At 60.7% G+C, this 23459-nt stretch carries 22 protein-coding genes; 12 read left to right on the top strand and 10 right to left on the bottom strand.

Annotated elements, in window-relative coordinates; genetic code table 11:
* The first annotated feature begins 339 nt into the window (after nt 1–339).
* The 5 genes from CFter6_RS09525 (at nt 340) to CFter6_RS09505 (ending at nt 5620) form a co-directional block, all read left to right on the top strand.
* Nucleotides 340–2571: a TonB-dependent receptor gene (locus CFter6_RS09525; protein WP_205631458.1), complete on the top strand. Its 2232-nt coding sequence runs from the start codon at nt 340–342 to the stop codon at nt 2569–2571.
* A gap of 15 nt (nt 2572–2586) precedes the next feature.
* Nucleotides 2587–3273: a Fe2+-dependent dioxygenase gene (locus CFter6_RS09520; RefSeq protein ID WP_061539726.1), complete on the top strand. Its 687-nt coding sequence runs from the start codon at nt 2587–2589 to the stop codon at nt 3271–3273.
* Nucleotides 3274–3427: 154 nt separating this feature from the next.
* Nucleotides 3428–4057, top strand: a complete 630-nt coding sequence (locus CFter6_RS09515; RefSeq protein ID WP_061539725.1) for a 2OG-Fe(II) oxygenase — start codon at nt 3428–3430, stop codon at nt 4055–4057.
* 189 nt (nt 4058–4246) lie between these two features.
* Nucleotides 4247–5017 (top strand): slipin family protein, encoded by a 771-nt coding sequence (locus CFter6_RS09510; protein ID WP_061539724.1) that lies wholly within the window; start codon nt 4247–4249, stop codon nt 5015–5017.
* A 108-nt stretch (nt 5018–5125) separates the two neighbouring features.
* Entirely contained in the window at nt 5126–5620 is a 495-nt protein-coding gene (locus CFter6_RS09505) for a DinB family protein (protein ID WP_061539723.1), read from the top strand.
* A gap of 7 nt (nt 5621–5627) precedes the next feature.
* Here CFter6_RS09505 and CFter6_RS09500 read toward each other — a convergent pair whose 3' ends face one another.
* Nucleotides 5628–7031 carry an HdeD family acid-resistance protein gene (locus CFter6_RS09500; protein WP_061539722.1) on the bottom strand — a complete coding sequence of 468 codons (1404 nt, stop codon included), beginning with the start codon at nt 7029–7031 and terminating at the stop codon, nt 5628–5630.
* Between the two features lie 30 nt (nt 7032–7061).
* On the bottom strand, nt 7062–7943 hold the full coding sequence (locus tag CFter6_RS09495) for an alpha/beta fold hydrolase (RefSeq protein ID WP_061539721.1): 882 nt from the start codon (nt 7941–7943) through the stop codon (nt 7062–7064).
* Nucleotides 7944–8225: 282 nt separating this feature from the next.
* Between CFter6_RS09495 and CFter6_RS09490 the strand changes: the two genes are divergently transcribed.
* Both CFter6_RS09490 and CFter6_RS09485 read left to right on the top strand, forming a co-directional pair.
* Nucleotides 8226–9959 (top strand): CocE/NonD family hydrolase, encoded by a 1734-nt coding sequence (locus CFter6_RS09490; RefSeq protein ID WP_061539720.1) that lies wholly within the window; start codon nt 8226–8228, stop codon nt 9957–9959.
* A gap of 166 nt (nt 9960–10125) precedes the next feature.
* On the top strand, nt 10126–10644 hold the full coding sequence (locus CFter6_RS09485; RefSeq protein WP_082814679.1) for a spore coat protein U domain-containing protein: 519 nt from the start codon (nt 10126–10128) through the stop codon (nt 10642–10644).
* On the opposite strand, the gene CFter6_RS09480 is transcribed toward CFter6_RS09485, so the two are convergent.
* Complete coding sequence (locus tag CFter6_RS09480; RefSeq protein ID WP_061539718.1) at nt 10641–12542, bottom strand: sigma-54-dependent Fis family transcriptional regulator; 1902 nt, start codon at nt 12540–12542, stop codon at nt 10641–10643. The two genes, CFter6_RS09485 and CFter6_RS09480, sit on opposite strands and share 4 nt — an antisense overlap.
* 163 nt (nt 12543–12705) lie before the next feature.
* Between CFter6_RS09480 and CFter6_RS09475 the strand changes: the two genes are divergently transcribed.
* Nucleotides 12706–13140 carry a hypothetical protein gene (locus CFter6_RS09475; protein ID WP_061539717.1) on the top strand — a complete coding sequence of 145 codons (435 nt, stop codon included), beginning with the start codon at nt 12706–12708 and terminating at the stop codon, nt 13138–13140.
* A 35-nt stretch (nt 13141–13175) separates the two neighbouring features.
* Here CFter6_RS09475 and CFter6_RS09470 read toward each other — a convergent pair whose 3' ends face one another.
* Together CFter6_RS09470 and CFter6_RS09465 are read right to left on the bottom strand one after the other, a co-directional pair.
* Nucleotides 13176–14585, bottom strand: a complete 1410-nt coding sequence (locus tag CFter6_RS09470) for an alpha/beta hydrolase family protein (protein WP_061539716.1) — start codon at nt 14583–14585, stop codon at nt 13176–13178.
* Between the two features lie 104 nt (nt 14586–14689).
* Nucleotides 14690–15367 (bottom strand): FMN-dependent NADH-azoreductase, encoded by a 678-nt coding sequence (locus CFter6_RS09465; protein WP_061539715.1) that lies wholly within the window; start codon nt 15365–15367, stop codon nt 14690–14692.
* Between the two features lie 118 nt (nt 15368–15485).
* On the opposite strand from CFter6_RS09465, the gene CFter6_RS09460 reads away from it, so the two are divergent.
* From CFter6_RS09460 to CFter6_RS09450, 3 genes are all read left to right on the top strand, one after another.
* Nucleotides 15486–16391, top strand: coding sequence for a LysR substrate-binding domain-containing protein (locus CFter6_RS09460; RefSeq protein WP_061539714.1), 906 nt, complete (start codon nt 15486–15488; stop codon nt 16389–16391).
* Nucleotides 16392–16463: 72 nt separating this feature from the next.
* Nucleotides 16464–17069, top strand: a complete 606-nt coding sequence (locus CFter6_RS09455; RefSeq protein ID WP_061539713.1) for a pyridoxamine 5'-phosphate oxidase family protein — start codon at nt 16464–16466, stop codon at nt 17067–17069.
* Between the two features lie 13 nt (nt 17070–17082).
* Nucleotides 17083–17595 (top strand): DUF1697 domain-containing protein, encoded by a 513-nt coding sequence (locus tag CFter6_RS09450; protein WP_061542285.1) that lies wholly within the window; start codon nt 17083–17085, stop codon nt 17593–17595.
* Here CFter6_RS09450 and CFter6_RS09445 read toward each other — a convergent pair.
* Genes CFter6_RS09445 through CFter6_RS09430 form a run of 4 tightly spaced genes read right to left on the bottom strand, consistent with a single transcriptional unit; the run spans nt 17588 to nt 20286 of the window.
* Nucleotides 17588–17995 (bottom strand): SRPBCC family protein, encoded by a 408-nt coding sequence (locus tag CFter6_RS09445; RefSeq protein WP_061539712.1) that lies wholly within the window; start codon nt 17993–17995, stop codon nt 17588–17590. The two genes, CFter6_RS09450 and CFter6_RS09445, sit on opposite strands and share 8 nt — an antisense overlap.
* A 53-nt stretch (nt 17996–18048) precedes the next feature.
* Entirely contained in the window at nt 18049–18432 is a 384-nt protein-coding gene (locus tag CFter6_RS09440; protein WP_061539711.1) for a RidA family protein, read from the bottom strand.
* Nucleotides 18433–18477: 45 nt separating this feature from the next.
* Nucleotides 18478–19638 carry a DSD1 family PLP-dependent enzyme gene (locus tag CFter6_RS09435; RefSeq protein WP_061539710.1) on the bottom strand — a complete coding sequence of 387 codons (1161 nt, stop codon included), beginning with the start codon at nt 19636–19638 and terminating at the stop codon, nt 18478–18480.
* An 18-nt stretch (nt 19639–19656) separates the two neighbouring features.
* Complete coding sequence (locus CFter6_RS09430; protein ID WP_061539709.1) at nt 19657–20286, bottom strand: HAD-IA family hydrolase; 630 nt, start codon at nt 20284–20286, stop codon at nt 19657–19659.
* A 96-nt stretch (nt 20287–20382) separates the two neighbouring features.
* Between CFter6_RS09430 and CFter6_RS09425 the strand changes: the two genes are divergently transcribed.
* Nucleotides 20383–21297, top strand: a complete 915-nt coding sequence (locus CFter6_RS09425) for a LysR family transcriptional regulator (RefSeq protein ID WP_061539708.1) — start codon at nt 20383–20385, stop codon at nt 21295–21297.
* Between the two features lie 35 nt (nt 21298–21332).
* On the opposite strand, the gene CFter6_RS25000 is transcribed toward CFter6_RS09425, so the two are convergent.
* Entirely contained in the window at nt 21333–23387 is a 2055-nt protein-coding gene (locus CFter6_RS25000; protein ID WP_082814678.1) for an eCIS core domain-containing protein, read from the bottom strand.
* Nucleotides 23388–23459 lie beyond the last annotated feature (72 nt).

Here is a 23459-nt window from a genome sequence, read left to right as displayed (position 1 = left end):
AGCGAAAGACATACTGTGCGCTCATTTTTTGTTGCGAAAAATACATATATAATCAAATGATATTTGACCCGATATCAATAATTAGTGTCTTGATATACCTCTTGAAAGAACAATTAAGAACCCTGAAAACTGTTGCAATCAGGTGCTTTTTACAATTCCCGGCTATTAATTTACGTTGAGACTCATTTATAATTGCCTCGCGAAATAACACTAAATAAGAATCGATTACACAATCACTCTCATTAGCAATACCTGCCAGCCAGTGAAACGGGGATAGCCGTATTAGCCAGCCAAAATTTCTGCTTCTTTCTTGAAGCTAAACCTTTGATAACTAAAACAATGAACCGCCTTAACCCGATTGCCGCTGCGCTGGTCGCAGTGTTCGCCGCTCCCCTGTCCTCGCACGCTCAGCAAACCCCAAGCCCTAAAACAGAAGCCAGCCCCGCCGTGCTGCAGGAAGTCGTGGTGGAAGGCAGCCGCGGCGATTTCAACGCCAACGCCACTTCCCTCTCCAAATTGCCGGCTGACTTGCATGACGTGCCGCAATCGGTGGTTGTGGTGAACAAGGCGCTGATGCAATCGCAAGGCGCGAACTCGCTCGCCGATGCCCTGCGCAATGTCGCCGGCATCACCCTGGGCGGCGCGGAAGGCGGCCAGATCGGCAACAACATCAACCTGAACGGCTTTTCGGCGCGCACCGACATCTACCTGGACGGCTTCCGCGACCGCGGCCAGTACTACCGCGACACTTTCGCCATCGATGAAGTCGAAGTGCTGATGGGACCGTCGTCGATGCTGTTCGGCCGCGGCTCCACCGGCGGCGTGATCAACCAGGTGACCAAGAAAGCCAATCTGCACGCCTCGACCGAAGTCTCGGCATCGGCCACCACCAACGGCCTGGTGCGCACCACGGCAGACTACAACCGTCCGTTGTCGGATACCTCGGCATTGCGCCTGTCGGCCATGGCGCAAAGCGGCAAGGCCACCACGCGCGACCAGACCGATGTGCAGGATTTCGGCCTGGCCGGTTCCTACGTGTTCGGCATCGGCACCCCGACCGAAATCACCTTGTCGGCCCTGATCCAGCACAACCATGACATGCCCGACTACGGCCTGCCGCCGCTCAACGGCCATCCGGCGCCAGTCGGCCGCGATACCGCCTACGGCCTCAACAGCGACCATACCAACCAGGACGTGGCGGCTCTGAACGCCACGATCAAGCACAAGATCACGCCGGACGTAGTACTGCGCAACCAGACGCAGTTCAACTATGTGCGCACCAGCGCAGTCGAAACCGCGCCGCAAGGCATAGGTACGGTTGCCAACGGCGTCTTCACGCCGCTGACAAATGCATCAAGCAACCTGCCGCTGAGCAGCCTGTTCGTACGCGGCCAGAGCCATGACCGCGACATCCGCGACTACTCGATCTTCAACCAGACTGAACTGTCGGCCAAACTCGCCACGGGCAGCATCAAGCACGAGCTGCTGCTGGGCCTGGAACTCGGCCACGACGGTTATGACAACCAGGGCTACTATCGCAACGGCAGATGCAACGGCGTGGCGCTGAACCCGACCTCGACGGTAGCCGGTTATGCCGACTGCGTGCCGCTGGTCAATCCAAGCTACAGCGCGGCCGGCAGCAACGTCGCCAGCCAGGCCGGCAACCGCGCCGGCGGTTCTGCCAACACCATCGCCACCTACGTCAACGACACCATGACGCTGACGCCGGAATTCAAGCTGGTCGGCGGCCTGCGCTTCGACAGATACATCGCCAGCATCACCAACTCGCTGAACTCGACCAATGCACCTGCGGCGGCCAAGAACACTGCGTTGCCTTCAGCGCAGCAAACCATCAATTTCACCAGCGTGCGCCTTGGCAGCATCTGGCAGCCAAGCGCGGCGCAGTCCTACTACCTGTCCTACGGCACTTCGTTCAATCCGTCGCTGGAACAGCTTACCGGCACCACCGGCCAGCAAAACCTCGATCCTGAAAAGAACCGCTCCTACGAACTGGGCGGCAAGTGGGATCTGCTCAATGACAAGCTGTCCCTTAACGCCGCCATTTTCCAGATCAAGAAGGAAAACGCACGCAGCCAGATCACCACCGGCGTCTATGTGCTGGACGGCACGGTCAGGGTCAACGGCGCGCGCGCCGGCGCCGTTGGGCACATCACCAAGGACTGGCAGGTCGCGCTCGGTTATACCTACCTGGACGCCAAGGTGATCCAGTCTTCCGGCCTCGACGGCACGCTGGGCAAGATCCCGGTCAACACGCCGAAGAACACGCTGACCAGCTGGTCCACCTACAAGGTCGCACCGCACTGGGAAGTCGGCGGCGGCGCCAGCTACATGTCGGCGCGCTACGCCAATCCGACCAATACCGTGCAGGCAGGCGGGTATACGCGCTGGGATGCAACGGTGGCGTATACGCAACCGAAATACGATATCCGCCTGAATCTGTTCAACCTGGCCAACAAGATGTATTACGATGCCTTGATCCAGTCCGACGGCGGCCGTTCGGTGCCAGGCAATGGCCGCACCGCCATGCTGTCGGTCAACTATCGCATGTAAAAAACGGAAGAGCCCATGTTGATTGCCATTCCCGAAGTGCTCGACGCCCGGCAGCTGGACGCCGTGCGCCAGTTGCTGGACCAGGCCGGAGCGGCCTGGGTCGATGGCCGCGTCACGGCCGGCTACCAAGGAGCGGCAGTCAAGTTCAACCAGCAGATCGACGAACGTTCGGAAGTGGCGCAACAATGCCAGCAGATCATCCTGCAGGCGCTGGAGCGCCATCCGCGCTTTATCAGTGCGGCGCTGCCGAATACCGTCTACCCGCCGATGTTCAACCGCTACGGCGAAGGCATGACCTTCGGCGCCCATGTCGATGGCAGCGTGCGCATCGATCCACACAGCGGCCGTAAGCTGCGTACCGATATCTCCGCCACGCTGTTCCTGTCCGATCCCACGTCCTACGACGGCGGAGAACTGCAGATCAACGACACCTACGGCACCCACGCCGTCAAGCTGCAGGCCGGCGACATGGCGCTGTACCCGGCTACCAGCCTGCATCAGGTCACGCCGATCACGCGCGGCGTACGCACCGCCTGCTTTTTCTGGGTGCAAAGCCTGGTGCGCGACGACGGCCAGCGCAGCATGCTGTTCGACATGGACAACGCCATCCAGAAACTGAACCAGACCAATGCCGACGAACAGGCGCGCCGCACCCTGGTCGGCTGTTATCACAACCTGATGCGGCAATGGAGCGAGACCTGAAGACCGGCCTCCGCAGCGCCCGCTGCGGTGTTATGATGGACCGGTTAGCCCCACAATCCGCTTGCGCGGCTTCGTTTGGCGGCATCGTTAAAACAGCGCTCCTGGAATATTGACGATCTGCAGTTAAAGCACGTTCCAGCAAAGAGTGGTAGCGATGCAGTCCCCTGCTTTCCCCGAGCACTTCAGCGCGGCATTGCCGTCGCACATGGCCGACGGCCTGACCGAACACGGCTGGTCGCAGCACAACATTTTTTTACCACTGGAACTGACGCAGGAACTGGCCGCGGAATGCCGTGTGCTGGCAGACAGCGGCGTACTGAACCAGGCCAGCGTAGGCAGAGGCGCGGCGCAGGTGCTGCGCGCGGACATCCGCGGCGACCGCATCCTCTGGCTGCAAGCCGGACAGTCGCTGGCGTGCGACCGCTACCTGCAGATCATGGAAAACTTGCGCATGGCGCTGAACCGCGAGCTCTACCTTGGGCTGGACGAGTACGAAAGCCATTTCGCGTTTTACGCCCCGGGCGCCGGCTACCAGACCCATCTCGACCGTTTCCGCGACGACGACTGCCGCACCGTGTCCGTAGTCATTTACCTCAACCAGGACTGGCTGCCGGAACAAGGCGGCGCCCTGCGCCTGCATCCGCTTGGGAAGTGTACCGAAGACATTGCGCCGATGGGCAGCCGCCTGGTGCTGTTCCTCTCGGCCGACATGCTGCACGAAGTCTTGCCGGCGACGCGCGACCGGCTCTCGCTTGCAGGCTGGTTCAGGCGGCGTCCGGCTTGAAGCAGGTTTGTTGCGAATTGAGAAACTTCGAAAAAAATCTCGATTCATGTCTGGCGCCTGTGGTTCAGGGCCAGGGGGATGTTAAGTAGCGCATGGTGACCTATACTGTTTGTATGGCCTGCTCGTCGCTGCTTGCCGGTTGCCGGACAACAGACGCAAGACCATCCTCGACAAGGAAGGAGGCACAAAATGCCCTGGAATTTCGCCTGGTTCGGACTAGCCGCAATCATCTTCATCCTGCTGATACTGCTCAACGCGGCAATTTACATTTTTCGGGAATATGAACGCTGCGTAGTGTTCACCCTCGGACGGTTTTCCGGCGTCAGGGGCCCGGGGCTGGTGCTGCTGGTGCCGGCGATCCAGCAGCTGGTCAGGGTCGACCTGCGCACCGTCGTGCTGGAGGTGCCGACGCAAGATGTCATCTCACGCGATAACGTTTCGGTGCGGGTCAACGCCGTGGTGTATTTCCGCGTGGTCGATCCCAAGAAAGCCATCGTCGAAGTCGCCAATTTTTTCAACGCCACCAGCCAGCTGTCGCAAACCATGCTGCGTTCGGTACTGGGCAAGCACCAGCTGGACGACATGCTGGCCGAACGTGAAAAGCTGAACCTCGCGATCCAGCAAGCGCTCGATGCGCAGACCGACTCCTGGGGCATCAAGGTGTCCAACGTCGAAATCAAGCAGGTCGACCTGACCGAATCGATGATACGCGCCATCGCCCGCCAGGCCGAAGCGGAACGCGAACGGCGCGCCAAGGTGATCCATGCCGAGGGCGAGCTGCAAGCTTCGGAAAAACTTTACCAGGCCGCCCACGTGCTGGCGCAAGAGCCGCAGGCCATCCTGCTGCGCTACCTGGAAACGCTGACGGTGATCGGCGCCGACAAGAACACCACGGTAGTATTCCCGCTGCCGATGGACCTGCTGTCGTCTTTTCTCGGCGACAGGAAAAAAGCGCCGTAACCAGGTACGGGCCGGCAACGGCATGGAAAAACGGCGGTGCCGCAACGTGTTTTTCGCGCTGCCATATAATTGCCTGTCCGCAAATCCACGCCTCCGGGCGCGCCAGCCATGCATTCCATTACCATCGACACCCTCACCACTTTCCCGCAGCAGCTGGAAGCGCACTACGCCGCCATTCCCGCCGAATTCCGGCATTGGACGCCGGCGTCCTGGGATGGCGTGCCGAGCGAACCGTTCACCGCCATCGAGCAGATCTGCCATGTGCGCGACATCGAGATCGACGGTTACCATCTGCGCTTCCAGCGTACCCTCGACGAGACCAGGCCGCTGCTGGCTTCCATCGACAGCGACGTGCTTGCCCGCGAGCGTGCTTATGGCGCGGCGGACGCAGCCGAAGTTTTCGCCAGCTTCCGCCTCGCCCGCGCCAAGACCGTGGCGCTGCTGGCGAGCCTGGCGCCGGAACAGTTCACACGCAGCGCCGAATTCGAAGGCTATGGTGCGCTGACCCTGCGCAGCCTGGTGCATTATCTGTGCAGCCACGACCAGCAGCACCTGGCTGGCCTGCAATGGCTGCTCGGCAAGATAGAAGCGAGCCAGCTGTAAAACGGTTTCAGGAGGTGATTTTTTCTTCGCCGTCAGGTGCCGGCTGCCTGGCCATTGCATGTTCCTGGCGCCAGGTCCGGCGCGAACGCGACATGGTGCGCAGCGCCAGGCGCGCCATCTTCAGCCAGCCGAACGGCCGCGGGTCCGCCAGCATGCTCATGGCGCGCGCGTAATCCAAGGCCAGTCCCGGCGTCCATGCCATGGTTTTCGCGCGCTTGCGGATTTGCGCCGCGACCCACAGTTCCGGCGTCAGGAACAGCCGCACAAACGCGCTCCAGCTGCGGCCGCGGATCCTGCCGGCCGCGCCCTCAAGCGCTGCTTCCAGCGCACGCGCGACCGAACTCGAGCAGTTGCGGTAAGTCAGGTTATAGGTATTGTCCTGCCTGTAGCTTTCCCAAAAAGCGCTTAACCGTTCCGCGCTGTAATTCCTGATCCTGACCTTGACGGTCGATTCGCACCAGGCGCGCGATTCGGTCGGATAGTCCGGCTGGAACACGCCTGCTACATCGTTGTCCGGCGTAGCCCGCAGCAGGCGGCCGAATTGATCCGGCGAGCGGTCGATTTCAACTCCCGGATAGAGGCTGATATAAACGCCTTCAGGCGTCTCAAGCGCCGCGTGGCCGGTTGAAATCACGCCGTTGGAATCAACCGCGGCAATATAGCGGTCGATGATCGGCAGCCGCTGCGCCGGCGTCCGCGAGGAACCGACCGGGGTCCAGACATGGACGGTCAGGGCCTTTTCGCCTGCAGCCGGCGGACCATCCCATTCCTGCACATTATTCTTGGCCGCTGTTCCTGCATATTGCTGGGCGGAGCCGGCCTCGGCTCTTTGCAGCAGGGACTCGACCGTTGCCTCGGCCGACAGGCGTCGCACGCGGTACGCCAGCAGCAGCATCTGCCAGCCGCCGAACGCCAGGCCCAGGCCGATGCAGTAAGGCACGGTGCCGACGTAGTGGGTCGGATACGGCTGGTAGAAAAAAATCGCGATGGCGCACTCGACGACGCCGCCTGCGAGCGCCAGCCGCCAGCGCGGATAACGCACCACGGTTGCCGAAATGGCCTGCAGCAGGCCATCAGCCAGGAACAGCGTGCCGAAAATCATCGACAAGATGAAATTGCCGTGGTGGTGCCCGGCCAGGATAAGCAGTGCGGAAATGATGAACGCCGCGCCTTTGATGTGACGCAGGACGCGCTGCCCGGCAACCCCCGTCCATGCCACCGCCAGCGTGGCGATGCCTTCGGCAAGCAGGAAGTAGGCGAAAAAACTGATCGGGAAATACAATGCATTATCCAGGGCGTCGACAAATATCACTACTCCCGCGACAGCCCATAGCCAGCCGATGATGCGCAATCCGCGCCAGCGGTCGCGCAAGTAATCGACGCCTAACAGCAGCAGTACCAGACGCAGCATGATGCTACCCTTTCCTTTGTTATTGAATCCTCATAGTAGCCCAAGGATCGCATCGGCAAAATCCTGCGCGGCCTCCTGCGGCAGGTTGTGTCCTGCAAGCGGGATCACCCGGCGCTGGTATGGTCCGCTGAAAAATCGCCCATGCCCTTCCGAGCCGCCGTTCGGGCTGACGCCGTCGCCGGCGCCGTCCAGCGCTACGGCAGGCACGCTGATCGGCGGCTGCGCGGCCAGCAGCGATTCCGTATTTTGATATGAAGGATCGCCTGGCGCCAGTCCAAACCGATGGCGATAGGAATGGATCACGACCTCGACAAAATCCGGGTTGTCGAAGGCGGCGGCGCTGCGCCGGTAAGTCTCTTCATCGAACCGCCAGTTGGGCGACCACAGGCGCCACAGCAGCTTGCAAAAGGCGTAGCGGTCCTGCGCCAGCCCGGCCCGGCCGCGCTCGCCGTGGAAATAATATTGATACCAGTAGCGCCATTCGTTTTCCGGCGCCTGCGGTTTTACCGATGCGGCAATATCCTGGATATTGTAGCCGCCGCCGGACACCAGGCCGCGCACGCGCTGCGGCCACAGCGCGGCGACGATGCAGGCGGCGCGGCCGCCCCAGTCGTAGCCTGCCAGCACCGCACTGGGAATCGCCAGCGCATCCATCAAGGCCAACAGGTCATGCGCCAGCGCTGCCTGCTGGCCTGAGCGCGGCGTAGCAGCCGAGAGAAAACGGGTCGGACCGTAACCACGCAGATACGGCGTGATGACGCGGCACCCCGCCGCCGCCAGCAATGCACTGACGTCGTCGTATGCGTGGATGTCGTAGGGGAAGCCGTGCAACAGCAGGACCGCGCGGCCGTCGGCGTCGCCGCTCTCCGCGTAGGTAACATTAAGAACGCCTGCTTCGATCTGTTTTAACATCGTCGCCCTCCGATTCGGTTTGACAAGCGGCAGTGCACATTGATCATTAGTCGCCATCTTCTAATCTTTTTATTGATGCTGCAACGCGATGCGTGGGTTAATAAAAAGATGAAAAACGAACGATCGTTCACTTAATTTCCGCGCACTCCCATCTGCCGCAAACACCGCATGCAGATGACCTGCCGGATAACGATCGCTCACCGTCATCGGCTTTCCCGCAGCACGCAGTTTTGAATCCCCCGCAACACTGAATAATCAATCATAAATACAGGAGAACGTCGCATGCGCATCTCGTCTTTATTTACCCTGCCCGGCATCGCCCTGGCGCTAGGTTTGAGCCTGGCGTCCAGCGGCGCCAACGCCGAACTGTGCCGCAGCGCCAGCCCGGCAGAAGCAGCCAGCTACGCCAGCCCCATGCAATCGCCGGGAATTGTTTCCCCCATAGACGGGACCTGCTGGATCCCCGCCATGACCATCACCAGTTTCGACGGCACCAAACTGGCGGCCAACCTGTTCCTGCCAAAACGTAACGGCAGCAGCGACCAGAAATTCCCCGCCATCGTCATGATCGCCAGCTGGGCGGCGCCGGGCCGCGTCGAATATATCGGCCAGCAGCAGAAGCTGGCGCAAGACGGTTATGTCGTGGTCAGCTACACCGCGCGCGGTTTCTACCTGTCCGAAGGCCAGGTAGACGTCGCCGCGCCGGAAGATGCACGCGATGTCTCGTCGGTGCTCGACTGGCTGCAAGCCAATGCGCCTATCGACATCAACAACGTCGCCGCCAGCGGCATTTCCTATGGCGCCGGCCTGTCGCTGATCGCACTCGGGCAAGACCCGCGCTTCAAGACCGCGGTCGCCCTGTCCGGCTGGGCCACGCTGGCGGACCAGCTGTATACTTCCGGCTCGCCCAACCTGACCTGGGCCACCGTGCTCGGCCTTGCCGGCAGCGTCACTGGCCGCCCAGCGCCTGAGGTGAACCAGAACATACTGGCCCTGCTCGACCCTAACACCAGCGCCGCCAGGATCGCCGAAATCACCGCCTGGGCCAAGCCGCGCTCGCCGTCCACCTATATAGCCGCCATCAACAAGCGCAACGCGCCTGTATTCATCAGCAAGAACTTCCAGGACGACATGTTCACGCCGAATTCTTCGCTGGCGATGTTCGCCGCGCTGACCGGGCCTAAAAAAATCGTGCTCAATGCCGGCATCCATGCTTCTGCCGAATTGACAGGCGCCTTGCTGGGTGCGCCCAATTATCCTTACGACCAGGCCCACCGCTGGTTCAACCGCTGGCTGAAGGGTGAGAAAAACGGCGTTGATACCGAGCCCAAGGTTTCGATGCAGATCAAGTTCAGCGACCGCCGCGAATCGTTTGCCACCTGGCCGGCGCCCGAGCTCACCAACAAGACCTACTATCTGGGTCCGCGCGGCGCAATCCACTTCGACCTCAGCTGCTTCTGCGGCAAAGGCGACAAAGGCCTGATCTCCAGTTCGCCGAACAAGACCACCGACTCCGACCTGATCCAGAACCTGTTCGACACCACCGCCAGCAGCGGCCTGATTCCTATCCTCTCCACCCTGGGCGAAACCATCAACCTGCCGGTGGTCAATTCGCTGCTGACAGTCAACCTTGCCGCCGGCGTCCGCTACGAAGCCCCGGCGCTCGGCGCCACGCAGAAAATCCGCGGCATTCCGAAACTGAATCTGCGCGCCACGCCTTCGCAGGCGCGAGCCCAGGTGGTAGCCTACCTGTATGACGTTGATGCGATCGGCACCGGCGTCCTGATTACCCATGGCGCAACCACCCTGCACTGGGCGACGCCAGGGCAGACCGTCGATTTCCCGATCGAATTCTCGGCTACCGCCTATGACGTACCGACCGGCCATCACATCGGCGTGGTGCTGGATACCGCCGACAGCCTGTATGCCTCGCCGGTGAACCTGGGCGAACGATTTGGCGTGCGCTTTGAATTCAGTCCCGGCCAGCAATCGACCTTGGTCCTGCCAACCTTGTAATGCACCTATGACAACTTGCATGGCAAGCCATGCAGGTTGTCGGCAAGCCTATAAATAAATAAATATTTCCATAAGGAAATTTATATGATATAGATGCGTATAGCAAGACGTGGATCAAGCGTGGTCCGGACCGGACAAACAGGCAGTGGCAATCGGGAGATTCGTCATGAAAAAGTCTACTCAAGGTTTTATCTTACTTGTCGCATCAGCATGCAGCGCCGCCGGCGCTTTTGCAGCGACAGCCACGGCGACCATGACCAACACGGTTACCATCGCCAACAACTGCAGCATTGCCACCATCGGCTTCACCACCACCTACGATCCGATCGTGACCAATGCCACCGCCAACCAGGACGTGACCGCCAGCGTCACCACCACCTGCACCCCCGGCGCTGCACCCGTCATCACGCTGGGACAAGGCGCCAACGCCAATACCGGCTCCACCGATTCGGTGCCGCTGCGGCGCGTATCCAGCGGCGGCGGTACGCCGACCTACCTTAGTTATTCGCTGTTCTCGGATTCCGGCCGCACCACGACCTGGGGCAACACCGTCGCCACCGCGCCGGCAACAGTCAACTCCACGGGAACAGCAACGCCGCTGACGATTTACGCCCGCGTGCCGTCGGGACAGACCGGCATCGCCACGACATATACCGACACCGTGGTCGCCACCGTCACCTTTTAACGCTGGTTCAGCTTGCGGTACACGGTATTGCGCGAAACCCGCAATGCCTTGGCGGTAGCGGATATATTGCCGCCGCAGTCCTCATAGGCTTTCCTGACCGCAGCCTGCGCCAGGCCTTCGAGGCTGCCGGCGCCGGCAGTTGAAACCGCCGCAACCGCAAGCGGCGGTACAGCCTGCACATCTTCCAGGAAGTCGTCGGGAAGGTGCTCCAGCCTGATGATCCCGTCATCCCCGGCCATGACTACCGCCGTCCGCAACAGGTTGCTCAACTGACGGAAATTTCCCGGCCAGCTGTGCCTGCGGAACAGTTCCATGATGTCAGGCGCGACGCTGCAGCAGCGTCCTTCACTGCCGGCTTCCGCCAGCAACCTGTCGACAATCACATCGAGATCGCTGCGCTCGCGCAAAGCCGGCAGCTTGACCACCAGGCCGTTCAAGCGATAGTAGAGATCTTCCCGAAACAGGTTGGCCGCAATCAATTCGCGCAAGTTGCGGTTGGTGGCGCAAATCACGGCCAGGTTGACCGGGATCGCCCTGGTGCTGCCTAGCGGCGTCACCACTCTCTCCTGCAAGACCCGCAGCAAGCGTGCTTGCAGGCTGAGCGGCATGTCGCCGATTTCGTCGAGGAACAGCGTGCCGCCGTCGGCTTGCAGCAGCTTGCCCTGCCCGCCTTTTTTGCGGGCGCCGGTAAACGCCCCTTCTTCGTAACCGAACAGTTCAGACTCGATCAGCGTTTCCGGAATCGAGGCGCAATTGACGGCGACGAAAGCACTGCTCTTGCGCGGCGAATCGTTATGGATCGCCTGTGCCAGAAGCTCCTTGCCGGTGCCGGTTTCGCCGGCAATCAGGATAGGAATATCGCGCCCTATCACTTTGTCGAGCTTGCCGATCAGGGTCGCCATGTGCGGATCGCCGGTATTCAGGTAACGCAGGCTGGACAGGCGGCGCGCCGCCATCTTCGCCGCAGCCGCAGGCAAGGAAGGCAGTTCGCTGTAGTGCTGGAACACGCTGTTCGACAGCCTCAGCTCGGCGCGGGCGTAAACCTTTACGCCGCTGTGCAGACACAGATTGAGCAGACCTGGAGCGGCGGCCCGGTAGTGGTCGAACAGGGTAGACAGCGGCAAGCCGAACAGCGAGCTGAAGGTATGCGAATGCAAGGCCGCCTGCGACAAACCCAGCTGGAACAAGGCGCTGCGGTTGGCCGACAGGAACCGGCCGCCGGGCGTGAAGCAGGCGATGCCCTCCACCAGCGTACCGATGAATTCGGGCCGGCTATGGAAATGCAGGGTGACGGCGTTCTCGAACGCCGCGGTAAACAACTGGTTTTCAATCATCTGCGCCGACATGCGCACCAGCGCCATGGTGTGCTTGTGGTAGCTGCCGCGATCGCCGCTGACATCGAGCACGCCGAGGATATTGCCCTGGTAGTCGAGAATCGGCGCCGCCGAACAGGTCAGGAAATGATTCGCCGAAAGATAATGGGCGTCGGCATGCACAGTGGTCGGCACGCCTTCCGCGATGGCAGTGCCTATGGCGTTGGTACCCTTGCTTTGCTCGGACCAGGTCACGCCCGGATTCAAGGCCACGCGGTTGGCCTTGACCAGGAAATCGTCGTCGCCCAGCGCATGCACGATCACGCCGTGAGCATCGGTCAGGATCACCATGTTGTGGGTGTTGACGATCTGCTCGTACAGGGTTTCCATGACCGGCAAGGCATGCGCATGCAAGACCCGGTTCTGTTCCAGCAACAGCGACAGGGAACTGCGGTCCAGCGGCATGATGTCCGGCTTGTCGTTCTGGTCCAGGCCGAAGGCGCTCGATCTCCGGTGCGATTTTTCAATCACCGCGGGATCGCAGGAAAAATGCTCCGCCGACCTGTTGTATGACATATCACGCATTTTGTCTCCTTCGGGCAGGTTCTGCCAACCTCTCTCTGCGGGCGCTGGTGCGCCTCTCGACGAATTTGTTTCCCCTCAGTCTACCGGTGAATCACGCCCGGCGTAACTATTCTGACGCCAGCCGAGGGCTTAGGTTCAGCGGCATTTGGTGTATCCTCTTGGCATGAACAGCGAAACCGATATCCAACTCAGCGGGCCATTCAGCGTCACCGACGCTGCCGGCCGTGGCCATAACATAAAAGCAATCCGCATCTTCGACGAAGGCTACGGCATCATCGACGTTTATGTCGATTTCGCCGCGGCGATCGGCAAAGAGCGTTTGTATGAAGACAAGGTGCTGATCGCCCAGGTGCTGGCCCAGTTGCGCCGGGCTGGCTATGTCGGCCCTGACTTCGGCCACGGCGACCTCGGATTGCAAGATGACAAACTGATCGTGCTGGAAGCGCCGGAAGAATTCAACGACTTCGCGGCCAGCAAGGGCTGGAAGAACCTGGCCGACGAATTTGCCGACGAGCAGGATACAGAAACTGACGACGCTCCCGGGCAAGCAGCATCTGTCTCAAAACTGGACGCCCTGAAGAACAAGTTCAAGGCCTGACCCTAGGGCCTGTTAGCACTTAGGATGATCGGCTGCTAGCGCAAACCCCGCGTCGGCCCCAGCATCTTATCCTGGGCGTCCGGCGCCAGCGCTTGCCCCTTCATCCAATCTGCCAGCAGGCTGTTGTACCCTGCCGCATAACCCGCATATTTGCGGCTGCCGTCAGGCTTCACCAAAAAGGTCCGGATGCCATGGTCGGAGCCGGGAAAGACGGCGATGTCGATGGTTTTGTCGTTGCCCCTGAAACGGTCCAGGCGCGCAATGGACGGCGCACTCGGGGCGACCGAATCATCTTGTGCAAACACCCATAATTGTGGAATCGCAAGACGCCGCAAAACCGCCTCCGAATCGTAATACCAGATTACGCCAGGACTTTCGCTGCGCGCCCGCTCCACCTCGCCGCGCAGCAACTCGCCCGTGTACTGGCCGTCAACCTTGTCCAGCCATGGCTCGCCGGCGTATTTGCCTTTGGCTTTCTGCAGCTGCGGCAAGCCGGCGTAGAAATTCGACGCCGCTACCGTGCCGGCCAGCGCCGTCAGCGAGCGCGCCTTGCCGACCACCTCCTCGCCGTACCCAAGGTTGCGCAGCTGATAATCGACCTGCCACTGGTCCTGCTCTATCGGCGTGCCTATTACGCCGTACCCCACTACCACGAAGTCGACCGGCGCCTTGGCCGCGGCAAGCGGCGCCACCCAGCCGCCCTGGCTGAACCCGGCCACGCCAACGCGGCCGACACGCCCGGCGCTGAGCCTGCGCGCTTCAACCACCGCCGCGGCGACATCGTCCGCAAGCTTCACGAAATCCTGGGTATAGACGCCCTCCGACTGCCCGGTGCCGCGCTTGTCGAACACGAATGCAGCGACGCCCTGGCTCGCCATCAGGAAGGCGCGATTGCTGGCATCCACCGCCGCGGTCGATTCCGAACCATGCACCAGCACAAACAGCGGCGGCTTGCCGGCAGGCGCCGCCGGTTCGATCAGCTCGCCGTTCAGCTTGAGCGTACCGGACATGAATTGCGTCCTGGTGATGCGCAACGGCAGGCGCGACCACTGCTGCTCCGGGCCGCCATCGAACTGGAAAACCAGCGGCTGATCCTGGCATCCGGCATACCGCAAGCGGCCCGCCAGCCTGGGCTGGCCGTCGGTATCGGCTGCCGCATTCATGGTGTTTTCGGCGCCGGCCTCGAAGGTCCCGGTGCGGCCGTCCAGGTTACTGGCAAGCAGGGTGGCCGGAAATCCCGGACGCTGGGTCAATGTAACGATTTCGCCGGCAGGCGACTGGTAGGCCCCGGTGAGGCAGGCCGGGGCCGGGGCCGGGGCCGGGGCCGGGGCCGAGGCTGCGACTGCGGCGGGCGTCGCCTGGGCCAAGGCTGTAGTTGCCAGCGGCGCAAGCAGAACGGTGGAATACAGGATGGCGGCGCTCATCCGCGCTTTCGTCAATTGCATGAATTTCCTTTGCTGGAACAAGGTATAGGTCCTGAGATACGCAATTATTATGCAGCAATTATTTCCTCTGCAATAATTCAATTGAAGCTGCTCAATTGATGCGGCTAGCTGGCATCCCTGTTCATCCGGCTCACCAGACCGGCGATCTCGGCTTCGGCCACGGCGATCGAGGCGGCCAGGCGCTCATCGCCGAACTCATCGTATTCGACCGCAATGCTGTGTACCTCATTGATGCCGATGTAAGACAGGGCGCTGCGGATGCTGGGCTCGACATGGTTCATGGCGGCGATCCGCTGCCCTGCCCCGTAACCGTAATCGCCCCTCGACGACAGTACTACCGCGCGCTTGCCGGCATCCTGCAGCATGGGCCAGTAAGGCTCGCCCTGGCGCTGCCGGTCAAAACCGAAGGTGCGGCCAACCCTGACGATATTGTCGATCCAGGACTTGAATTGCGCCGGCACGTTGAAGTTATACATGGGCACGCCCAGCACCAGGATATCGGCCGCCAGGATTTCATCGACCAGCATATCGCTTTCCGCCAGCACCTGATGCATCCAGCTTGCGCGCAAAGCGGGCGCAGTAAAGGCGGCGTGTATCCATTCGCCGCTCACCGGCGACGGCGGATTGAGGCCGACGTCGCGCACGCTGACCTGGTCGCCCGGCCGCTGCTGCAGCCACTGCTGGACAAAGCGGTGCGTCAGCCTGCGCGTATGGGAACCATGCGCCTGCCGGTCAGAACGTCCGCCGCGCGCGCTGGCATCGAGATGTAGCAAGGTAGTCATTTCAGTTATCCTTTGTGAATTAGATTCATGCATCAGTTTCCGGATAAACTGTAATCTCCCTGTAGTTTCTGGACAAACGACAATTTTTTCTTGATTATGGAAAATAAAACTCATCCATATGGATAACCAGACCACGCGCCGCCTGCCTCCGCTGGCCGCCCTGAAGGCATTCGAGGCCGCGGCGCGGCACCTGAGCGTCAAATCCGCAGCAGCAGAACTTTCGGTCACGCCGACCGCGGTGAGCCACCAGATCCGGCGCCTCGAAGATGGTCTTGGCGTCGCCGTATTCCAGCGCCTGCCCAGGCAATTGCGCCTGACGGCGGCCGGCTCGGAATTGTATGTAGCGCTGCGCGAAGGCTTTGATCTGTTTGCCGCCGCCATCAACCGTATCCAGCTGCGCGATACGGCCCACATGCTCACCATTTCCACCACGCCGGCGTTTGCCGCACGCTGGCTGCTGCCGCGGCTGGGCGCGTTCAGGAAGGCGTATCCGAAGCAGGACCTGCGCATCCATACTTCGGTGGAAATCGCGCCGCTGGACGGCCATACCGCGGATATCGCGATTCGCTACGGGCTTGGATCGTGGCCGGGACTGGGGGCGGAAAAATTGTTCGACGATCGCATCGCGCCGGTGTGCAGCCCTTTGCTCAAGGTAAAAAAAACCAGGGACCTGCTCAAGCACACCCTGATCCACTGCGAATGGCAGAGCATGCTGCGCAAGGCGTCGACCTGGCGCGCCTGGGCCCAACGTGCCAAGTTCAGCGAACTGGACAGCCAGGGCGGCATCGTATTCTCGGACGAGAGCCACGCCATCTCGGCGGCGATCGGCGGCCAAGGCGTGGCCTTGCTAAGCACTGCCCTGATCGAGCCCGAATTGCAGAGCGGCGTGCTGGAGCAGCCTTTCGGTCCGGTGCTTAGCAATTATGCCTTCTACCTGGCGTATCCGGAAGCCAGGCGTGCCGAACTGCGGGACGCCTGCGCCTGGCTCAGCGCGCAGGCAAGCGCCTCGGCCCTGCGGTTCTAGTGGACTGTAAAAAACGGTAAAGACGGCGGTTTCCGGTAAAATCCGGGGACAAACCAATGTCCGGGGACAGAGATGCTTACCACCGTCGAGCAGCTGGAAGAAATCTACGGCAAGCCGCATGAGCGGTCGCTGTGGAAGGAAATCGACTACCTGAACCAGGATTACCAGTCCTTTGTCAAAGCTTCGCCATTTGTGGTGTTCGCTTCCCACGGCCCGGAAGGCATGGACTGCTCACCCAAGGGAGATGCCCCAGGCTTCGTCAAGATCCTCGATGAACGCACGCTGGCGGTACCCGACCGTCCCGGCAACAACCGTATCGACACCCTGCGCAATCTCATCGTGGACCCGCGCATCGGCCTGCTTTTCATCGTGCCCGGCATCGGCGAAACCCTGCGCGTCAATGGTCGCGCCGAGATTTCCGCGGAGCCGGCCCTGCTCGAGCAATTTGCGGTGGATGGCAAGTTGCCGCGCACCGTCATCATCGTCAAGGTGGAAGCGACCTACTTTCATTGTTCAAAGGCGCTGGTGCGCTCAAAACTCTGGGATCCTGCCGTGCAGATCGAACGGAGCAGTTTTCCGAGCCCTGGCGCCATGCTGAAACGCTTGGGCAGCAGTAGTTTCGATGCCGATGCCTACGACCGCGAATTGCCGGCGCGGGTCAAAGCCACCCTTTATTGAAAGGAGGATGGCCATGACGGTGTATGTCGCGCTATTGCGCGCAGTGAATGTCGGCGGGACCGGCGTCTTGCCGATGAAAGAACTGGCGGCGCTGTGCAGCGGGCTGGGCTTCGGCCAGGTCCGCACCTATATCCAGAGCGGCAACGTGATTTTCGACAGCGCTCTGGGCAGAGACGCCGTCGGCCAGGAACTGGCGCAAGCGCTCGGCAGCAAGATGGGCAAGCCGGTCGATGTCTTGCTGCGCACCGCGGCAGAGCTGCGCGCCATATTAAAAGCCAATCCCTTCCCGGATGCGGAGCCGTCGAAAGTCGCGGTGGTTTTTTGCAACGGCAGCCTGCCTAAGGGCTGGCTCGATCTGCTGCGCATCCCCGGCGCCGAAGAAGTCCGGCCGGGAAAGAAGGAAATCTATATCCACTATCCGGAAGGCATGGGAAAATCAAAGCTGAAACTGCCGTCGTCGACCGGCATCGCCACCGTGCGCAACATCAACACGGTTACCAAGTTGCTCGCCCTGGCCGTCAGCTAAGTTCCGCGATATTTTTCAGCGCGCCCAGCACATCCGGGAAATCCGCCGTCACCATCGGCCCGAAATCCGCCGCGGCCGGGCCGGTGATTTCGGTGCTGTAGATGACCTTGCTGCCGCCGGAAGCCAGCGGCACGATCTTGTGATGCACCAGTACGCGAGTGCCGTCGATGATCGTTTCATCGGTAAAACTTTGGTTCTCCCTGACGTCGATCAGGGTGGTGGTAAATACATCCTCGCCGGGCGGTTGCATCGTGAATGTGGTGCCATCCGCAAATGCGCCGTGGATCTGGATATTGTCAATTCCCTTGTTCCACTTTTTCCATCCCTGCACGTCTGCAAACAGCTGCCAGATCCGCGCCGGCGTTGCGCTTGTTTCAATGCTCTCTTCATGAGTCCACATGATTTTTTCCTTGTCTAAGGAGGCATGGATTGCGAAACGCTAATTTAGCATGACTAAACCCCGCTGGGAACGAAAGCAATCAGCTGCAGCTCTACCGCATAGCCGTGATGCAAGGCCGGCACCGGCACCACGGCGCGCGCCGGCTTGTGCGCGCCCAGGTAGCTGGCGTAAATCTCGTTGAACAGGCCCCAGTTTTCAACTCCGACCAGATACGCCGTAGCCTGCACCACGTCGCCGAAACCGCAGCCAGCGGCTTGCAGGACGTGCTGGCATTGATGGAACACTGCTTCGCACTGCTGCCGGAAATCATGTATGGCCGGGTCGACCGTATCGGAGGCCGGCAGCATGCCTGACAAAAAGACAAAACCGTTCTGTTCGACCGCTTGCGAATAATGGCCGCGCGGCGCCGGCACGTCCGGGGTGTGTATGATTTTCATGGTCTCTTTGCGTGACGAGGGTGAATGATGGGGCCAGCTCATGTCCTACCAGCCGCGGAAGCGTTCCCATACCTCCAGGATATCCTGAGACTCCCGGTTAACCACATGGTAGCGGGAATGCTGTGCGCCGGTCGCGCAAGCGTGGTTCGGCAGGATACGCAGCATGGCGCCGATCGGCAGGTCCGGTGTTTGCGCAGGATCGCCGGAACGGTGCGCGATCACGCCATGCTCCTGGTTGGCGTCGACCATCAGCAGGTCCGGCAGCAGTTCGCCGCCGAGATCGCAGACCAGGCCATATCCCTGGTCCTGCGGTTGCCTGCTGGTGCCGCGGTCGCGCGACATCGCCATCCAGCCGGCGTCGGTAATGATCCAGCCTTTTTCTTTCTGGTGCCCGATCACCGTGGTGAGCACGGATAGCGCGATGTCTTGCTGGCGGCAGACGCCCAGGCCGGCCATGACCAGGTCGCCGAACACAAACACGCCGGCGCGCACTTCGCTGACCCCATCCAGGTTGTCGGCGAACATGGCGGTCGGCGTCGAGCCGATGCTGACTGCTGGGCAAGCGATGCCGGCCGCGCGCAAGCGTTCCGCGCAGCCGACGGCGGCATCGCGTTCCTGCTGCGCCATCTGCCTGATGGCGGCTATCGAGCGGCAGTTATAGGAGTTGCCGGCATGGGTGATGACGCCAGCCAGATGCTGGCCGCCGGCGACCAGGCAACGGCCGATCTCCAGCAGCTCTGGCGCATCGGGAACCACGCCCGAGCGGTGACCGTCGGAGTCGATCTCGATCATGACATCGAAGCGCATGTTTTCCTGCCGGCCTTTGGCGCACAGGGCCTGGGCCATCTCCAGGCTGTCCAGGACCACCGTCAGCCTTATGCCCTGCCGCCGCAGCCTGGTCACATGATCGAATTTGCCGGGAACAATGCCGACTGCGTACAGGATATCCGTGAAGCCATTGGCTGCAAAATATTCGGCTTCCTTGAGCGTCGAGACCGTGATCGGCCCGCTGGCTTGCCCTAGCGTCGAGCGCGCAACCTGGACCGACTTGCTGGTCTTGACGTGCGGCCTGAACGCCACGTCGAAACGAGCCAGGCTGGTCCGCATGCGGGCGATATTCTGTTGCATGCGGTCCTGGTCGAGGACCAGGACCGGCGTTTCAAGGTCACCCAGGCAGCGCGCCGGATCGAGTGCGGAATCATTCATGTCATTTCCTGGATTGATTTATCTGGTTTCGACAAACTGCAGCAGGTCGGCGATCTGCGCCGACTCCGCCAACGGCGCCGGCGCGCCGGCTGGCGCCGCCAGGCCGATGCGGTTGTGCCAGAAGGTATCGAGGCCGACTTGCGCCGTGCCGAACATATCGTAGGCGGAGCCGGCGACAAACAGCACGCGCTCCGCCGGCAGGCCCAGTTGCTCCAGCGCCAGCCGATACGGCCGCGGGTCGGGCTTGTAAAATCCGGCCTGCTCCGACGTCACCACCACCTCGAACGGAACGCCTACCTGGTCGGCCGCCAGCTGGCCCAGCCTGGCGGAACAGTTGGTCACCACGCCAAGGCGATGATTCTGCTGCAGGCGAGTCAGCGTTGCGACTACCTGCGGCCACGGCTGCAGACTGCGCCAGTTGCGGTCCAGCTGTTGCGCCAGCTGCGGCGCCAGTCCAACGTTCTGCGCAGCCTGCGCCACCAGTTCTTCATAGGGCTGGTAAGCGCCGCAACCATAGGTCAACCGCAGGTATTCGGCGCGCCAGGCACGCCCGGCCTGTTCCGAACCGGCGGTATGGTTCCAGACGGTCCAGGAATCCAGCAATGCAGTCAGCAGGTCGAACAAGATTGCCTGATACTTTTGCGCCATGTCAGTCCCGATCCAGTTGGTATGGCTGAATTATCGATGGTATTCCCAAGATTGTGGTTAAATGAAATACATGGCTAACTTAAGTTTTACTTAATAATGATCCCGGTCGACGACATCCACTTTTTCATGATCGTGGTAAAAACCGGCAGCCTCGCCGCCGCCGCGCGTGAGATCAACGTGACGCCTTCCGCCGTGACCCAGCGCCTGCAGCAGCTGGAAGCCAGGCTGGGCGTGCGCCTGGTTGACCGTTCCACGCGGAATATGAGCCTGACCGACGAAGGCCAGTTGCTGGCGGAAGAAGGCGCGGCGATTTGCGAGCGCAACGATGCCCTTTTTGAAATGCTGAAAGCACGGCAAGGCATTGTCGCGGGACATCTGCGCATCAACGCCCCGTTCGGCTTTGGCCGCCGCTACCTGACGCCGCTGGCGGCGCAATTCCAGAGCGACCATCCCGGCGTCAAGGTTTCGCTGACTCTGTTCGACCGCATCAGCGTGGGCGAAGCGCATAGGGCGGACATCACGTTCCACATCGGCGCTTTGGCCGACTCCAGCCTGGTGCGCTACAAGATCGGCGCCAATGCAAGAATCCTGTGCGCAGCCCCGGCCTATATCCGCCGCATGGGATCACCGGCCGACCCGCAATCGCTCTCTGGGCACCAGTGCCTGGTATTACAGGAAAACGATGAAGACGTGGGCCTGTGGAAGTTTGCCAAAGGAGCGATTGGCCAAAGCGTGCGGGTCGACCCCATCCTCAGTTCCAACGACGGCGAAGTGGTGCACCAATGGGCGTTGATGGGAAAAGGCATCATGATCCGCTCCGAATGGGATGTCGCCGAAAATATCCGGCGCGGCAAGCTGGTGGCGCTGCTCCCCCAATGGAATATCGCGCCGGCCGACGTCATCGCTCTGGTGCCGCAGCGTAAAGGCATGTCGGCGCGGACGAAAAAATTCATTGAATATGCGGTCCGGCAGTTCGGGCCGGTGCCGCCCTGGCGTAACAGCAAGACCTAGCCTCAGCAGGCAATCCAGGAACAGGACAACGTCATTTATTCGTCTGAATTGTAGCGGGCGACTGGCCGCCAGGTAGTTACCAGGTTTTTCAGAATGGTTATGTCAGCGGCCTTGTCCAGGTTCTCGGCTTGCAGGCCGTTCAATTCACTTGTCATCAGGTTCAGCACCTGGTCCACCAAGGGGATAAGCTGGGATTCTGCCGCATCGACTTGCTCGCCTATCTCCTTGATGATCGCCAGATGAAGCTTGCCGGCTTCAGTGGAGCCATCAAGCCCGTCGCCTGAAAGTTTATCGGCCAGCGCCGTATGATTTTTAAAAAAAGTTTCTGCCGTCGTTTTCGCGCCTTCCAGCTCAAATCGTCTTGCGTTAATCAGGCGCACCTGCTGAAACCAGGCCGACTCATAATCGGAAGACTCCTTTTTTGGATCGACGATGTCATCCCACTCCGAGTTATAGCCGCTGTCTGCACCTCCGGCATGGGCCGGGTTCTGTGCTACCCATGCAGCCCACTGACCGGCATCGTCGTAATTACGCAACTCCGCGGCCGCGGCCTCATCGGGTATCTTGGCCGCGTCCTTTCGCGGCAACAGATTTTCGTTCTTGTGGCCGAGCCAGTCGCTCTCGTGTTTTTCCGCTGCCTCAGCTTTTTTCTTGCAATCGTCTATCCGATCTTTACTGGCCGCCACCAATTCGACAGCGTTTTTCAAGGGAATATTGGTAACCGACCCGCCTACCAGCGACGCTGTCCTGCGCAGAAATTCTGCATACCGTACCCCGGTGGTGATGGTCAATGATTTAAGATAATCCAGGCGGTTGAGCTTGTTTTCCTGCGAATCCTTCTTGAAGTAGCCGAGCCTGACCGGCTTGCCTTGCTCCGCCAGGAAGGCATTCTCGGAGGTCCCGACCCAGGCCCCGCTGCCGGTATCCAGGGTCGGCTTGAGTCCTATGTTTTCGGCCTCTTCCAATTGCATGTAATAGCTTAGTGTATGTCCTGCGGAAATCGAATCGATCCTTACCCACTGGTCGCTGACCGGCAGACCTTCTTCATCCTTGTACCGGTCTTTGGCATGGCCTTTCAAGTGGCGCAGGGCATGGTTGAACTCATGGCCCAGATAAATATCCTGATTGCCTTCCCGCGTATAGTCGCCCTCCGGGTCACCTTCCGGCAATCCTTTGGCCGGCAGGACAGCCGTACTTACGCCCTTGACATTCATGAAGACAGTATGCTTGGCAGGATCGTACTGAGCAGGCACGGCGGAGGAAAAATCGAAAAAAAACTGCTGTTCGTCATTGATCAGGTTGCTTAACAACGTTCTGCCACTGGTCGCACGTGCGCCACTGGTCGCACTTGCGCCAATGCTCGCCTCCCAGGCGCCGGCTCCCGCGTCCGCCAGGGTAACTGCCGCGGAACCTGCCAGCTTGTTTAACTGCGCTAGCGCCTGGTCCTTATCGCTCTCCTCGCCTTTCAGGGTGAGTTTTCTTTGGATGACCGACATGCCGTCCGCTTGCGTCAATGGCATTCGCTCAATGGGCATCGGCTGCCTGGTCAACGGCCCGACATCGAGGAAAGACCGGCTACCGGCCTGGACAGCTTTTGCTCCCATCGTATCCGCCTCATGTTCCAGCGCCGCATCATCATTGACCGGCGCACCTTGTTTCATTTGCAGCGTGGGTTTTACCCTGCCTTGCTTCTGCTGCACCACGTGCCAGGCTTCATGCGGCAAATGCTTTTGCTGGCCGGGAGCCAGGTGAATCTCGCTGCCCGCGGCATATGCGTGCGCCTGCATCAGTGCCGGCAAGGGAGAGTTGCAATGGACCTTGACGCTGTCCAGCGTCATCCCGGACAGGTTTTCGATACCGGACTTCAAGCGGCCGGGAAGGCCTGTGCGGTTATCCTCAGCTGAGGACAAGCTTGCCGCTGGTGGCAAACCCACGGCATGTTTCTGAAGAGGGCTGGCAGCATAATGGTAATTACCCATTGCCACCATGCTCGCGCTGTCGTCACGCGTTGCGCGAGGCTCCGCCGGAATGCCGTCTTGCGCAATCAGCTGTGATACCGGTGCCGGTGACGGCGGCTTCATTTTCTGCATGCTTGGCGTCTCTGTCTGGTAAGGTCGATTAAGTTATCAAAAGGAAATGTGCGGTTATTCCAGTCAACGGCA

This window comes from Collimonas fungivorans (assembly GCF_001584145.1).
GTDB lineage: Bacteria > Pseudomonadota > Gammaproteobacteria > Burkholderiales > Burkholderiaceae_D > Collimonas > Collimonas fungivorans.
The sequence above is the reverse complement of the archived record's forward strand: the minus strand, read 5'-3'. Positions and strand labels throughout refer to the sequence as shown.